Below are 12311 nucleotides of genomic sequence, written 5' to 3'. Positions count from 1 at the left end.
AGTCAGGAGAGATAAATGCAAATTTAAAAAATATTATTGCATTTATTTTTATTTAAAAGCAATGTGCGGCGCGCCAGCTTTAGCGGGGCGTCACAACTATAGCCGGTACGCCCCGTTACACTTCACTTCAACGTTTAACCATTACGCGCCAAACGCGCCGTCGATGGTGTGCATTGCTCCGGTCACGAAGGAGGCTTCCGGGCCAGCCAGCCAGGCGACCATGCCCGCCACCTCTTCCGGACGCCCGTGCCGTTTGATGGCCATAAAGCTGTGCATCAGCTCCTTCATGGGACCACTCTCCGGATTTGCATCGGTGTCGATGGGGCCAGGCTGCACGACGTTAACCGTAATGCCGCGTGGACCGAAGTCACGTGCCAGGCCGCGCGCCAGCCCCTGGAGTGCGGATTTGCTGACCGCATAGGAGGCCATGCCCGGGACGGGCATGCGATCGCCGTTCACGGAACCGATGACAATAATCCGTCCGCCGTCCGGCATCTGCCGGGCAGCCTCGACCGCAGCATGGTAAGGCGCGTGGATGTTGATACGGAACAGACGATCGACGGCATCGCTGTCCAGCTCCAGGGCATCACCGAACAGAGCGATCCCCGCATTGACGATCAGCACATCCAGCGGCCCGCGGTCACGCACCAGTTTGATCACCGCATCCCGGTCGGCGCTATCGGCCTGTACCGCAACGCTTGCGGTTTCAGCGGCCAGCTGCGCGGCGGCGTCTGGCGAGCCGGCGTAGCTGAAGACCACCGATGCGCCATCTGCCGCAAAGCGCCGGACGATAGCCGCGCCGATCCCACGACTCCCGCCCAAAACCAGTACCGATCTCTTTTGTAATGCAGCCATAACCTGTGCCTCATGATATTGTAGTGAGGGTTACAATATTCGTCGGCAACGCGTGCCGTCAAGGAGTAATGTAGTGGTCACTACAAAAAATAGTCGTACCCCAGGGCGGCCTCGCCGGTTTGATCCTGAGCAGGCCATTGAAACTGCACAATATCTCTTTCATTCCCGCGGGTATGACGCGGTCAGTATTGCGGACCTGACAAAGGCGTTCGGCATCAATCCGCCCAGCTTCTATGCGGCCTTTGGCAGTAAATTCGGGCTCTATACCCGCGTCCTTGAGCGTTATAACCACACCGGCGCGATCCCCTTAACGTCGCTTTTGCGTCACGATCGTCCGGTAGCTGACTGCCTGATGGACGTTCTGAACGAGGCGGCCAGACGCTATGTTGCCGATCCGACGGCGGCCGGGTGTCTGGTGCTGGAAGGCACCCACTGCAACGATCCCGAAGCGCGCGAGGCGGCGTGCGGTTTGCATACGGCTGCTGAAAATAGCATTCGGGCTTATATCGCCGAACAGCACCCGCAGGAGGCCGTTCGGCTGACGGACTTTATCAGTACGCTGATGTCGGGTCTGTCCGCGAAAGCCCGGGCCGGAGATAGCCTGGCGCGTCTGCAGGAGACCGTGCGGCTGGCAGGTCTGGCAATGGAGCAGTTACTTCCGCGCTGACGTGGCGCGAGCAGGAACATCGCCGGAGACCGACAACCTGATTGCCGGGCTGTCCCGCCAGAGCCCTGAGTTCGATGCCTGGTGGCGCAACAATGATGTCGGCAGTCATGGTTCCACAGGTCGGGGCGATAGACCTTGAGTTTTCGACCTTTACGGTGGAGGGGCGACCGGATCTGGCGATGCTGGTGTTTAACCCGGCAACAGAAGAGAGCCGGCAAAAAATTGAGGCTCAGGTTGTACTGACCGGTAAAAAAGACGGAAATTAAGGCGGCCGGTTCGCCAATCAACGTGCGAGAGTTTGTGCCTGCTGCAAGACTGAGCTAACTAACGTGAGAAGAAGGTAAAAGGCCGGAATGTCCGCTTTGTGCCAGAAGCGGACATGATATACCCCATGATATGGTTATTGATGAGTGAGTCAGTCCAGTTGATGTCATGCTCCCGACAAAATGGTAAGCCATAAACTGGATTGTTAGCGCTCTCTGAACTGGAAGTTACCCATTGAGAATAATGGGTTTTAATTAGCCGATCTTCCAGAATGGTCGGCTACAAATTTTTTTAACATTCCAGTATCTGACCGGGTTCATGCCATATTTTTTGACTACTTCATCGGAGTTTATTGACGCGTCAGGAACGAAGTCGGTAGGAACCTCAACAGCCTTGGTTCCCGAGGCTACATAGTAATATTTTCCCGCTTCTGGAATGAGTGAGGAGTGAGTGCTTTGAACGAAATGTCCGGAACTTTCGAGCTGCGACACTGAGTACAGGACATCAGGTTTGACCTTACTTATCACTATGTTCCCTTTAGCTTGAAAAACATTTGAGTCAAGTTCATAGCGATCGGACATATCGTAGCAATTATCTTTGCTGTTCCAGATGTAAGACCCCAGATAGATGGTGCCTACATTTCCCTGCCGGTTAAGAACATACAATGTCGCTGCGTCACTTCCATTGTAATTATCATAATCAAGAGGTAATACCTTGGCACATCCTGTAAGGCCAATAAAGATAACGCCTAAGATTAGGATTTTATTAAATTTCATATCGTCCTTAATTCAGTGGATTATTTATCCGTATTTAATACAATAATTTTCCAGTAATTTCAAAGGGTAATTCTCAGGATTCATGGGTGTGTAGCCTGAAGATTTTGTTAATTTTAGGATTATCCTCAGGGGTGTTTATGGTCCAGGATTCAGTGAGGAGAATATATCTGGTCGTATCATAGTTAAATTTTTTATTATGCTTACGCAAAGCATTCTTTCGCTGAAAAAAGGTATTCGTATATGTCCAGAATTAAATTTGAAATGAGTCGTGGAAGTGACGTGTTACGCGATGGTATGTACCTGGAACTCTCTGTTAGTGATACAACCCCTTTACGGCAAGTTGCTGAAGTCTTTTATTCTGACATTACCCATGAATTCTTTTTGACCTGCTACGAAGAGAACATCCCTCTTGCAGCAGTGGAAAAATTGATTTCGGAGGCCAGGCGATCTCTCCCGCCAGTGAAGATGGAGCAATAATAATCCCCATAGCGCTGCTTACATAACAAGGACCGCTTCTCGCTCACAGTAGACCTGTACCCCGGCATGACGAACCTACCCGCTGTTTGTTACCGCCGCGCGATGCTGCGCGTATTTCCCCGGGGGAACACCGACATAGCGGGTAAAGGCCACGCTGAAGGCACTGGCAGAGCCGTAACCCGTGCGCTCTGCCACCTCCGCGACCGTGACGCCGGTCTGGCAAAGCTGCTGCATGGCGAGCGTCATGCGCCAGGAGAGGAGGTAGCCCATCGGCGTAACGCCGGTCAGCTCCGTAAAGCGCTCAAACAGCGTCGAGCGCGATAACGCGCAGCTGCTGGCCAGCGCGTTCACCGTCCACCGCCGGGAAGGATCCTGATGTATCAGCCGTATCGCCTGGCCGATACGCGGATCGGCCAGGCCGCGCACCAGCCCGGGCGTGGCGAGGGGCGTGGCAGAGCGGATGGCCTCAATAAACAGCAGCTCAATGATGCGCGCCAGAACGAACGCTTTTCCGGCGCGCTGCGCCTGGGCTTCATCTTTCAGTAACCCCACAAACAGCGAAAGACGCTTTTCATCACGCACAACAACAAACTCCGGCAACAGAGATACCAGCAGCCCCGCATCGGGCGATTCAGACATGCAGTGGCCGACCAGCGCCAGCATTTCCGGGGCAGCTTGCGTATCGCCAAGCCTGAAATGCCGGTCTGCGATTTCGACGGGCGTGGTGTTTACCTCCGGCGACGCAGGCGGAACTAAGCTCGTCAATGCAAAGTGATACGCAGCGGGGATCAAAATGAAATCACCGGCATGAAGCGTGAGGGGATCGTGGCCTTCCAGCTCAAGCCGACACGCCCCTTCAAGCACCGCGCAGTAGAATGACAGCCCGGCGTCTGAACGGCGCACTCGCCAACTGCCCGCGCCAGTCACCGTTTTGGTCAGCACGGCTTTAAGCTTCAACATGGCGATGGCTTCGGCTAACGGGTCGTTCATTTCCGGACTCCTGCTAATGAATAATGGATTTTTGAATATAGTTCGTCCGGAGAAAGCTGTCTATTATTTGCTCAGGTCAACCCCCATCAGGAGTGAATATGAAAACGGTTATGATTACTGGCTGTTCATCCGGTTTTGGTCTGGAAACTGCGCGTTACTTTCTTGAGCAGGGCTGGAAAGTGATTGCGACAATGCGCACCCCGCAGGAGGGGCTCATCCCGCAAAGCGATCGTTTGCGCCTCCTGGCGCTCGACGTCACCTCTCAGCAGAGTATCGATCGGGCTGTCTCAGACGCTGGCGATATCGATGTTCTGGTAAACAATGCTGGCGTCGGCATGTTAAACGCGCTGGAAGGCGTCTCCCCGGAGGCGGTGAGGGAGGTTTTCGAAACCAACACCCTTGGCACCATCGCCATGACCCGGGCAGTACTCCCGCAGTTCAGGCAACGACGTTCTGGCACGATCGTCAATGTCACGTCCGCTGTCACCCTGAAACCGCTGCCGCTGCTGGCGGTTTATAGCGCCAGTAAGGTGGCGGTTAATGCGTTCACCGAATCGCTGGCGCTTGAGCTTGCGCCCTTTAATATCCGCGTGGGCCTGGTTCTGCCCGGACGCTCGCCCGAGACCCGTTTCGGCGAAAATGCGCAACGCGTCATGGGGGCGATCCCCGAGGCGTATGCCGCGTTTAGCCAGCAAATCTTCCGCGGCATGCAGGATGAGCGCGCGAAGGTGACCCGCTCCGGGGAGGTGGCACAGGCCATCTGGCAGATGGCAAACGATCCGGATACGCCAATCCGTTTACCCGCCGGAGAGGATGCGTGGGAGATGGCAGGGAACCGCGTTTAACGACCTGCCCGGCACATTCAATGGTTATCCGACATACTGATCCTATTCCCGGTCATGTTATTGCAGGAGACCATCATCAGCGGCTTTCTCTCTGTGGCAGTCATGCTGACAACATTACTGCTCTTTAGCGTTCACGAGCCTGCGCACGCCGCGGACAGGATGGTGGTGGCCGCAGCTTTTTTGCAGGGCTCGACCGCCGCCGATCCCGTTGCGCGCGGCCTGCAACGTTTTGCCCAACTCCACTCTTACCAGGTGATGGTGCGTTCCGTCTCCTCGCAGGATGAAACCAAAGTCATCCGCTATAGCTACCGAAAACCGGGCTATGTGCGGATGGATTTTTCCACTCCCCATGCCGGGGCGGTGCTTATCTATAATCCGGCCAACGGCAAAGTGAAGCTGTGGCCCTTTGGCGCGGGGACATTCCCGATGTTGAACCTGTCGCCCACGGATTCACTGATCACGGATGAAAATGGTCATCGGGTGGATCAATCCGACATTGGCGTACTGCTGAATAACATTCGTCGACTGCAGCAGGGGGGCACCACCGCTCTTCCCGGTGAAGAGACGGTCGCCGGGAAACCGGCCATACATCTGTCGGTGGTCGGCCCGGAAGGTAAGGCCGTCGATGCGGTTCATCGCTATGAGGTGTGGTTCGATAAACAATCCGGATTGCCTGCCAAAGTGGTCAGCTATGGGCTGGGGGGGCAAATTACTGGAAACCGTGCTGATGGAGGCCATGACGATCAACGTGCGTTTCCCTCCGGATTTCTTCGCACCCTGACAGGAGAGGTGGGCTATGGCGGACTATCGGTTTTCCACCGTCTGGCGGGTTGAAGCATCGGTTCAGGAGGTCTGGGAGATCCTGTCCCATCCGGATGATTGGCCCGAATGGTGGGGCAGCCTGGTGCAGGTTATCGAAATCAGGAAAGGCGATGTGCGGGGGATTGGCGCCCTGCATCGCTATACCTGGAAGGGCGCGCTCCCGTATCGCATCACCTTTGATATTCACGTCTTAACGATCCAGCCGTTATGCCTGCTGGAAGGGGAAGCCAGCGGCGAGGTGGAAGGGCGTGGCCTGTGGTCGTTGACCGAACGGGGGCGGGAGACCCTCGTCCGCTATGACTGGGATATCCGCACCAATACCCGCTGGATGAACCTTGTTGCGCCGCTGGCAGGGCCCGTTTTTCGCTGGAACCACGACAGGGTGATGCGCGACGGCGCGAAAGGGTTAGCCCGGCGATTAGGTCGGCGGGTAGAGGTGGATGAAGGGTAAAAGAATCAAAGGCCGAATACAGCCTCAATTTCAATTAAAAGATCGGGTGAGAAGAGACGGCTCACTTCCACGAGCGAACTGGCTGGCAAGTGTTCGCCGTAATTCTGGAACAACACCTTACGTAGCGCGTCGATCTCCGCAAAAGAGGTGATGAATATGGTCACTTTAATCAGGGCGGAAAAATCAGTGCCTTCTGCGCTGGCGATTTTTCTGATTTGGCTGAATATCTCTTCAGCCTGCTCAGTAATACCCTTATGCTGAGCCGCGGTGCCAAAGGCAGTAAGACCGGAAATATAGAGCGTGTTGCCATGCTTTACTGAATGGACGTACGGTGCCTTGACTTCACCTAATTCAGGATAGTTCGTTCTTATTACATTACTCATGTCGCAGGCCTTCTTTAAAGTGAATAAGCCACCAACTGAAATAGTGACGATTCGGTTGCAATATGGAAATGGCATAACCCTCGTTTGTACGGGGTAGCCAATACTTAAGCAGGCCTGCGTATATTAAGCTCATATACCACACATGGCACATCGTAATGCTGCTCTATTGCTTTGTAAGTCATACCTAACCTCTGCATCACACGCTGCGAGGGGATATTTTCAGGATCGGCAACAGCAACCAGATACGTTGCTCCTACCTGTTCCGCCGCGTAATTAACGATCGCTTTAGCTGCCTCTGTTGCATACCCCTTGCCATTGTGTTCCGGGACGAGACGCCAGCCAATCTCTAATGGTGCGCCATCCACGTTTGCCAGGTGCTGGAGGCATGCTGCACCAACGATCGCGCCAGAGGACTTCTCTCTGATAGCCCACCATGAGAAGTTGTACTTATCCCAACGAGCCTGGACTCTTCTGATACCTTCCCAGGTTTCTTCAGGCGTTTTAACGATACCTCCGGTGATATAACGCATCACACCGGCATCACTATCCATTACCCTCAAGCCTTCGTAATGAGAGTCATCATAAGGTTCAAGTTTTAAACGGGGTGTTTCTAAATCCATCTGCTGTTCCTCTTACGTGAAGATTAAAGAAATGCTTTCAACTCATCTGCATTTACATTCGAGAGCATTGAAGAGCGCAGATGGGGTGTCGTTGCAAAATACCTGGAAACCAGATTAAACCCTGCGGTATACCCTAACCACTGTGGCAAATCACCCGTACCGAAAAACCACCTGTTGTGATCGTAATCGGTACGGTCCCAGAATGCTTTGAATTGTGAATTGTAGGTTTGAACAATATCTGAATTAATGCTTTCCCAGGGTTCCGGTTCACCGCCAAAAAGCTCAAGAACAAAATGTCCTGCCAGGCCCTCAGAGACCATAGCCTCGCCTAAGGTTACGCCATATCCAGGCCCAGCCCATCTTGCCGCATGGTGCAGTTCATGAGCAAACATGCGTTCAAAAGACTTAGCGGCATTTTTTCTCAAGGCAGGGTTTTCAGGATCAACAGTTAAATACACCAGTCCGGGCTCGGGACAATATCCAAGATGCCCTTTTTCCGGAATGACAAATTTTCCCGTTTTTACCACCACATCAAGTGGAGGGATGTGCATTACTCTTTTTGCTTGTTCGTGAGTAGCAGTCAGGCAGGTATGAAGCCATTGACTGTGAGCGGTGAGTTTCTTCTGAGCATCCAGAATATGCAGGATCATTTGAGACAAAAGCTTCCTCCCGACGTGTAAGAAAATAACATCATTGTAACACTGGGTCTCTCTGTGGCTGTTTAATGTATCCTTAGGTTGCTAAGGATGTATTGCTCAAATTCTGCTTGATGTATTCAATAAGCGCTCGTGTTTTAGCTGGCAAATAACGCCTGTCTGAATAAAGTGCGAACAATTGAAGTGGGGCTGGCGGTTGTTCCAACTTAGTCTCGATCAGCCGTCCATCGTCGATGTAGGGTTGACAGGCCTGTTTCGAAAGAATAGCGAAACCAACACCCGCTACCGCTGCGCGTCCTGCCATCTCTCCACTGTTTACCCGGTAATGGCTTTTAACCTTTATAGTCTCGAATCCCCCCCTTTTTATTCACAAACTGCCAGGGAGCACCTTTAAGTGCATTCACCGTGGTAATACAGGGTAATTCTTCAAATTGCTGTATACGAGAAGGTATGCCATAACGCTGAATGACGGAGGGGGGCTGCAACGATAGTGCAAGGGATCGTCACCAGGTGACGGGCTATGTAATCACCGTCATCCATCTGGCCACGGCTCACGATGATGGCTAAATCCAGATCGTCTCTCAGGGATTCAAGACCAGACAAATTTGTGACACAGTTTATTTCCAGATCCGGGTGCTGGCAGGCGAAATCGGCGATCACAGAACCCAGCAGTGCAGGACCTATTTCATTGGGAATACAGATACGGAGTGGCCCCTTGAGCTGCATCTGCTGCAACGTTAATTCTGTTTCAGTCTGCTCAAGTGCATCCATTAATGGCTTCGCCCGGGAATAGAGCAGGTGCCCCGCTTGTGTGAGCTTCATATGTCGGGTGCTGCGCTCAATGAGCTGAAGATTCAGTCTGTCCTCTAACTGAGAAATACAACGACTCACGTTTGATGTCGGCATTTCAAGGACTTTAGATGCCCCAATAAAACTTTCTCTTTCAACCACCGCAATGAAAACTTTCAGGGTATTAAAATCAAGAGCTGGCCGCATCGACTGTCCCACAAATGATAACAATAAATGCCATTTTTACCATCTACTGAACAAGATTGATAGCAATTAAACTCGGATATCTTTTATCCACAGGTCGCTTGCTATGTCATTAGTCACAACAACGTTTAATCATAAAGCCCTCATCCGGATAGCGTTTGTCATGGCTTTTATCCAGTTCACAAATGCACTGGAATATATGATGTTCAATCCTGTTTTTGCTTTTATGGCAGCAGACTTCGCCGTTCCCGTATCATTCTCAGGCTACGTATCCGGCATGTACACCTCCGGGGCGGTCCTGTCGGGAATTATCGCCTTTTACTGGATTGGTCGTTTCAATAAGAAACGTTTTTTAATCGCCAATATGGCACTACTCGGCCTACTGACACTTTTGACGACATTTAACTCCAGCTTTAGCCTTCTGCTTACATTACGATTCTGTGCCGGATTGGTTGGAGGCACAACGATGGGGGTGAGTATCAGTATATTGATAAATCTCGCACCAACTAACTTGCGAGGAAAAATGTTGGCGACGGTAATTGCATCATTTTCGATGGTAAGCATTGTCGGAATGCCCACGATACTATTTTTGTGTGCTCATTACGGCTGGCATGTCGCTTCGTGGCTAATCAGTACGCTGTGTTTGTTGGCATTGCCACTGATTGTTTCCATCATCCCTCAGGATCCAGTCTCTTTCGACACACCCCACGCACTGCCTCTCGACGTTAATACTTTACTGTTCGCTTCCAGTAATGCGCTGGTACAGTTTAGCCCGATGCTGGTCATTCCTGTTTTGGTACCATTAATGACCCAACAGCTGGGGGGGCTCTCAATACCTGCTGCCATGGCTGTTTTTCGCCGGGGGCGTTGCAGGATACCTGTCAACAAAAATGACAGGCGCGTTAATTCCGCATTTTTCTGCTGTGAGTCTGGCTACAGCGTCAACTTTCGTTTTTTTACTCGCTTTGCTAATACCTGTTATGGGCTATTCGAATCCGGCGATATTTATTATTTTATTTCTCGGTGCATCTTACAGTCGTCTGGTTTCCTCTTCGGCGGTGAGCATTCAGTTTCCTGATGACATGCAACGAGCGGGATTCTCTTCATTGCAGTCATCAATAATGTACCTGATCACAACAGTCGCATTTTTTCTGTCTGCTTTTCTATTACGTGGGCACGCCATAGCACCACAAAATATGAACACGTTGCTGGGGATATGTGCAATTTCCGCATCAGGGTTCCCCATCATCGTTATTATTCTGCAAAAGAAACTGGCTAAGCGTACGCTCCAACCAAATCATCTCATCGATGATTAGCATAACGTCCGCTTCTGGCACAAAGCGGCCTGAAATGGCCGCCCGGAACGTCTACGAGTCTGTCGCGTCACTACCAGCTCGTTGCCTGCATATCAATAACAAAGCGATACTTAACGTCTCCTTTAAGCATGCGGGCGAAGGCAGCCTCGATCTCCTCGCCAGCAATCATTTCAATATCGGCGGTAATATTGTGCTCGCCGCAGAAGTTCAGCATCTCCTGGGTTTCCTGAATGCTGCCAATCGACGAACCGCTGATGCTTAAACGTCGGAACACCATCGGCGTAATATCCGGTGCGTTGTGCGGCTGGTCCGGAATGCCCACCAGCACCAGGCGGCCATTGGTTTTCAGCGTGGCCAGATAAGGATCCAGATCGTGCGGTGCAGCTACGCAGTCAATGATAAAATCCAGCGAGGTCTGGCAGGCAGCCATTTGCGCGGCATCGCGCGATACCACGACCTGTTTTGCCCCCATTCGACGGGCATCTTTTCCCTTCTCCGGGGAGGTCGTAAACAGCGTCACTTCCGCTCCCATCGCACTGGCAAGCTTCACTGCCATATGGCCTAATCCACCCAGCCCCACAACACCCACACGGTCGCCTGCTTTGACGTTGAAATGGCGCAGCGGCGACCAGACAGTGACGCCCGCACACAACAGCGGTGCCACCCCGGCAAGCGGCAGGTTTTGCGGTACAGAAACAACAAAATCTTGATCGACAATCACGCTCTGCGCATAGCCGCCCCGGGTTCTTTCGCCGGTATATTTATCCATGCCGTTGTAGGTCGCCGTAAAACCCGACTCACAGTACTGCTCTTCGTGATGCTTGCAGAAATGGCACTCGCGGCAGGAGTCGACCATCACGCCCACTCCGACGATATCACCGGGCTTAAAACGGGTGGCTTCGTCCCCAACGTCCACGACGCGTCCGACGATTTCATGTCCCGGCACCAGGGGATACTGGCTCACCGCCCATTCGTTACGCGCCATATGAAGATCGGAGTGGCACACGCCGCAAAAGGGGATCTCGATTTTGATATCCTGCTTTTGTAACGCGCGCAGCGAAACCTGGCCTGATGTTAAGGGTTGTGCCGCGTCATGGGCGACTAATGCGTTGATTTTCATCTTACCTCAGGAATGTGCTGGTTCTTGCTAACTCAAGGGGGGCAGACTATAGTCAACAGGATCCCATATTGATAGTAGTTACCATTTGGTGACCATAAGCAGAGGACAGAACAGTGCCAGCCTGGGTTGAGGGTAAACTCTTTTTCTATGCGGACTCGCCGCCGCGCCGCCTGATGGAACTCTTTTCAGTTAAGTGGAGCACGATGGTGCTGCACGCGCTGTATCACTGGCCGGATGAACGCGCCCGCACGGGTGAGTTACAGCGTAGCCTGCAGGGGATTTCCAAAAAAATGCTGTTCCAGACGCTCAAAGAGCTGGAGATGCGGGGTTTGATTGCCCGCCATGTGTATGACGTGATCCCACCCAAAGTCGATTACCGTCTGACCCCACTTGGCAGAACCTTCGCCGAACCCATTGAGCAAATGTACCAGTGGGGATTAGATAATCAATCCGCACTGGATGAAATGGAGGCCTGTTATCAGGCGGCGTCGTCTGAATCCGCTGTGGATCCCAGCCTGCAACCAAAAAAGCCGTAAGCAGTTTCCCACTTACGGCGACAGTAGCGGTTGAAAGAGAACCTGTGACAGGGGGGAATCAACCACTCTGGTTGGCATTACTTTACAAATTGCCGCTTGCCCGTAGCCGGGTCGCTCACTATTCTCATTGCCCATGACTATCCTGACAGGTCCGGCTCATCATAAAAACAGGCAACTGAAAGCGATCGTGCTTCTGGTGGTTGCCTGTTTTGTCATGCTGATCTGTCTGACCCAGCGGGCCAGTATTTTGCATCATATGCAGGTCAAAGCCGCCACGCTCTCTTTGACTGCTGATAACAGCCCCCAGGAACTTACGTCGCCAGGGTTGTCCCCCTGTGAGCTCAGTGCCCACTCGCTGCTTACCGCGCAGCCCCTTCATTTCGATACCGTCCTGCTTTTACCCGGTCTGCTGGTTCTGCTGTTAGCGGTGCTGATCAACATCAGCGTCCTGCCGAGACCGGTGATCCTTTTTCGACCCCCTTTACTGCGAATACACCTCAAAAACTGCGTTTTCCGTGAATGACTGAACAGGACGTTCCT

The 12311-nt window shown here is 52.5% G+C and carries 14 protein-coding genes and 3 pseudogenes; 9 read left to right on the top strand and 8 right to left on the bottom strand.

Annotated features, from left to right (window positions below; translation table 11 throughout):
- Positions 1-141 precede the first annotated feature (141 nt).
- On the bottom strand, positions 142-855 hold the full coding sequence (gene bdcA / locus AAHB66_RS12295) for an SDR family oxidoreductase (protein ID WP_347113079.1): 714 nt from the start codon (positions 853-855) through the stop codon (positions 142-144).
- Positions 856-928: 73 nt separating this feature from the next.
- Between bdcA and AAHB66_RS12290 the strand changes: the two genes are divergently transcribed.
- Together AAHB66_RS12290 and AAHB66_RS12285 are read left to right on the top strand one after the other, a co-directional pair.
- Positions 929-1522, top strand: coding sequence for a TetR/AcrR family transcriptional regulator (locus tag AAHB66_RS12290; RefSeq protein WP_347113078.1), 594 nt, complete (start codon positions 929-931; stop codon positions 1520-1522).
- Positions 1506-1788: pseudogene (locus AAHB66_RS12285) on the top strand (transcriptional regulator); the annotation flags it as partial. The gene AAHB66_RS12290 and the pseudogene AAHB66_RS12285, both read left to right, overlap by 17 nt.
- A gap of 252 nt (positions 1789-2040) precedes the next feature.
- Here AAHB66_RS12285 and AAHB66_RS12280 read toward each other — a convergent pair.
- Entirely contained in the window at positions 2041-2562 is a 522-nt protein-coding gene (locus AAHB66_RS12280) for a hypothetical protein (protein WP_347113076.1), read from the bottom strand.
- Positions 2563-2802: 240 nt separating this feature from the next.
- On the opposite strand from AAHB66_RS12280, the gene AAHB66_RS12275 reads away from it, so the two are divergent.
- Positions 2803-3039, top strand: a complete 237-nt coding sequence (locus AAHB66_RS12275; protein WP_347113075.1) for a hypothetical protein — start codon at positions 2803-2805, stop codon at positions 3037-3039.
- A 75-nt stretch (positions 3040-3114) separates the two neighbouring features.
- Here the strand turns inward: AAHB66_RS12275 and AAHB66_RS12270 are convergent, their stop codons facing one another.
- Positions 3115-4029 (bottom strand): AraC family transcriptional regulator, encoded by a 915-nt coding sequence (locus AAHB66_RS12270; protein ID WP_347113074.1) that lies wholly within the window; start codon positions 4027-4029, stop codon positions 3115-3117.
- 98 nt (positions 4030-4127) lie between these two features.
- Here AAHB66_RS12270 and AAHB66_RS12265 point away from each other — a divergent pair, with 98 nt between their 5' ends.
- The 3 genes from AAHB66_RS12265 to AAHB66_RS12255 all read left to right on the top strand — a co-directional run bounded on the left by AAHB66_RS12265 (position 4128) and on the right by AAHB66_RS12255 (position 6147).
- Complete coding sequence (locus AAHB66_RS12265) at positions 4128-4874, top strand: SDR family oxidoreductase (RefSeq protein WP_347113073.1); 747 nt, start codon at positions 4128-4130, stop codon at positions 4872-4874.
- 102 nt (positions 4875-4976) lie between these two features.
- A complete protein-coding gene (locus tag AAHB66_RS12260) occupies positions 4977-5708 on the top strand; it encodes a DUF1571 domain-containing protein (protein WP_347113072.1) in 732 nt (243 codons plus the stop codon).
- Positions 5671-6147, top strand: coding sequence for an SRPBCC family protein (locus AAHB66_RS12255; RefSeq protein ID WP_347113071.1), 477 nt, complete (start codon positions 5671-5673; stop codon positions 6145-6147). Before AAHB66_RS12260 ends, AAHB66_RS12255 begins: the two co-directional genes overlap by 38 nt.
- Positions 6148-6152: 5 nt before the next feature.
- Here the strand turns inward: AAHB66_RS12255 and AAHB66_RS12250 are convergent, their stop codons facing one another.
- From AAHB66_RS12250 to AAHB66_RS12235, 4 genes and pseudogenes are all read right to left on the bottom strand, one after another.
- Positions 6153-6530 (bottom strand): RidA family protein, encoded by a 378-nt coding sequence (locus tag AAHB66_RS12250; RefSeq protein WP_347116474.1) that lies wholly within the window; start codon positions 6528-6530, stop codon positions 6153-6155.
- Positions 6531-6634: 104 nt separating this feature from the next.
- Entirely contained in the window at positions 6635-7150 is a 516-nt protein-coding gene (locus AAHB66_RS12245) for a GNAT family N-acetyltransferase (RefSeq protein WP_347113069.1), read from the bottom strand.
- Between the two features lie 23 nt (positions 7151-7173).
- Positions 7174-7800: a DUF2268 domain-containing putative Zn-dependent protease gene (locus AAHB66_RS12240; protein WP_347116473.1), complete on the bottom strand. Its 627-nt coding sequence runs from the start codon at positions 7798-7800 to the stop codon at positions 7174-7176.
- A gap of 82 nt (positions 7801-7882) precedes the next feature.
- Positions 7883-8802, bottom strand: a pseudogene (locus AAHB66_RS12235) (LysR family transcriptional regulator).
- Between the two features lie 103 nt (positions 8803-8905).
- Here AAHB66_RS12235 and AAHB66_RS12230 point away from each other — a divergent pair.
- Positions 8906-10115, top strand: a pseudogene (locus AAHB66_RS12230) (MFS transporter).
- A 70-nt stretch (positions 10116-10185) separates the two neighbouring features.
- Here the strand turns inward: AAHB66_RS12230 and AAHB66_RS12225 are convergent.
- Entirely contained in the window at positions 10186-11235 is a 1050-nt protein-coding gene (locus AAHB66_RS12225) for an NAD(P)-dependent alcohol dehydrogenase (RefSeq protein WP_347113068.1), read from the bottom strand.
- A gap of 113 nt (positions 11236-11348) precedes the next feature.
- On the opposite strand from AAHB66_RS12225, the gene AAHB66_RS12220 reads away from it, so the two are divergent.
- The gene (locus AAHB66_RS12220; protein WP_347113067.1) at positions 11349-11771 is read left to right on the top strand and encodes a helix-turn-helix domain-containing protein; all 423 of its coding nucleotides are present in this window, start codon (positions 11349-11351) and stop codon (positions 11769-11771) included.
- A 133-nt stretch (positions 11772-11904) separates the two neighbouring features.
- Positions 11905-12294: a copper-binding protein gene (locus tag AAHB66_RS12215; RefSeq protein WP_347113065.1), complete on the top strand. Its 390-nt coding sequence runs from the start codon at positions 11905-11907 to the stop codon at positions 12292-12294.
- The last annotated feature ends 17 nt before the right edge of the window (positions 12295-12311 follow it).

It is taken from the genome of Leclercia sp. S52 (genome assembly GCF_039727615.1).
Classification (GTDB): domain Bacteria; phylum Pseudomonadota; class Gammaproteobacteria; order Enterobacterales; family Enterobacteriaceae; genus Enterobacter; species Enterobacter adecarboxylatus_B.
The sequence above is the reverse complement of the archived record's forward strand: the minus strand, read 5'-3'. Positions and strand labels throughout refer to the sequence as shown.

Excerpts from the sequence above, each read along its gene's own strand:
- bdcA (WP_347113079.1), bottom strand. The coding sequence starts at position 855 with ATGGCTGCATTACAAAAGAGATCGGTACTGGTTTTGGGCGGGAGTCGT.
- AAHB66_RS12280 (WP_347113076.1), bottom strand. The coding sequence starts at position 2,562 with ATGAAATTTAATAAAATCCTAATCTTAGGCGTTATCTTTATTGGCCTT.
- AAHB66_RS12275 (WP_347113075.1), top strand. The coding sequence starts at position 2,803 with ATGTCCAGAATTAAATTTGAAATGAGTCGTGGAAGTGACGTGTTACGC.
- AAHB66_RS12270 (WP_347113074.1), bottom strand. The coding sequence starts at position 4,029 with ATGAACGACCCGTTAGCCGAAGCCATCGCCATGTTGAAGCTTAAAGCC.
- AAHB66_RS12265 (WP_347113073.1), top strand. The coding sequence starts at position 4,128 with ATGAAAACGGTTATGATTACTGGCTGTTCATCCGGTTTTGGTCTGGAA.
- AAHB66_RS12260 (WP_347113072.1), top strand. The coding sequence starts at position 4,977 with ATGCTGACAACATTACTGCTCTTTAGCGTTCACGAGCCTGCGCACGCC.
- AAHB66_RS12255 (WP_347113071.1), top strand. The coding sequence starts at position 5,671 with ATGGCGGACTATCGGTTTTCCACCGTCTGGCGGGTTGAAGCATCGGTT.
- AAHB66_RS12250 (WP_347116474.1), bottom strand. The coding sequence starts at position 6,530 with ATGAGTAATGTAATAAGAACGAACTATCCTGAATTAGGTGAAGTCAAG.
- AAHB66_RS12245 (WP_347113069.1), bottom strand. The coding sequence starts at position 7,150 with ATGGATTTAGAAACACCCCGTTTAAAACTTGAACCTTATGATGACTCT.
- AAHB66_RS12240 (WP_347116473.1), bottom strand. The coding sequence starts at position 7,800 with ATGATCCTGCATATTCTGGATGCTCAGAAGAAACTCACCGCTCACAGT.
- AAHB66_RS12225 (WP_347113068.1), bottom strand. The coding sequence starts at position 11,235 with ATGAAAATCAACGCATTAGTCGCCCATGACGCGGCACAACCCTTAACA.
- AAHB66_RS12215 (WP_347113065.1), top strand. The coding sequence starts at position 11,905 with ATGACTATCCTGACAGGTCCGGCTCATCATAAAAACAGGCAACTGAAA.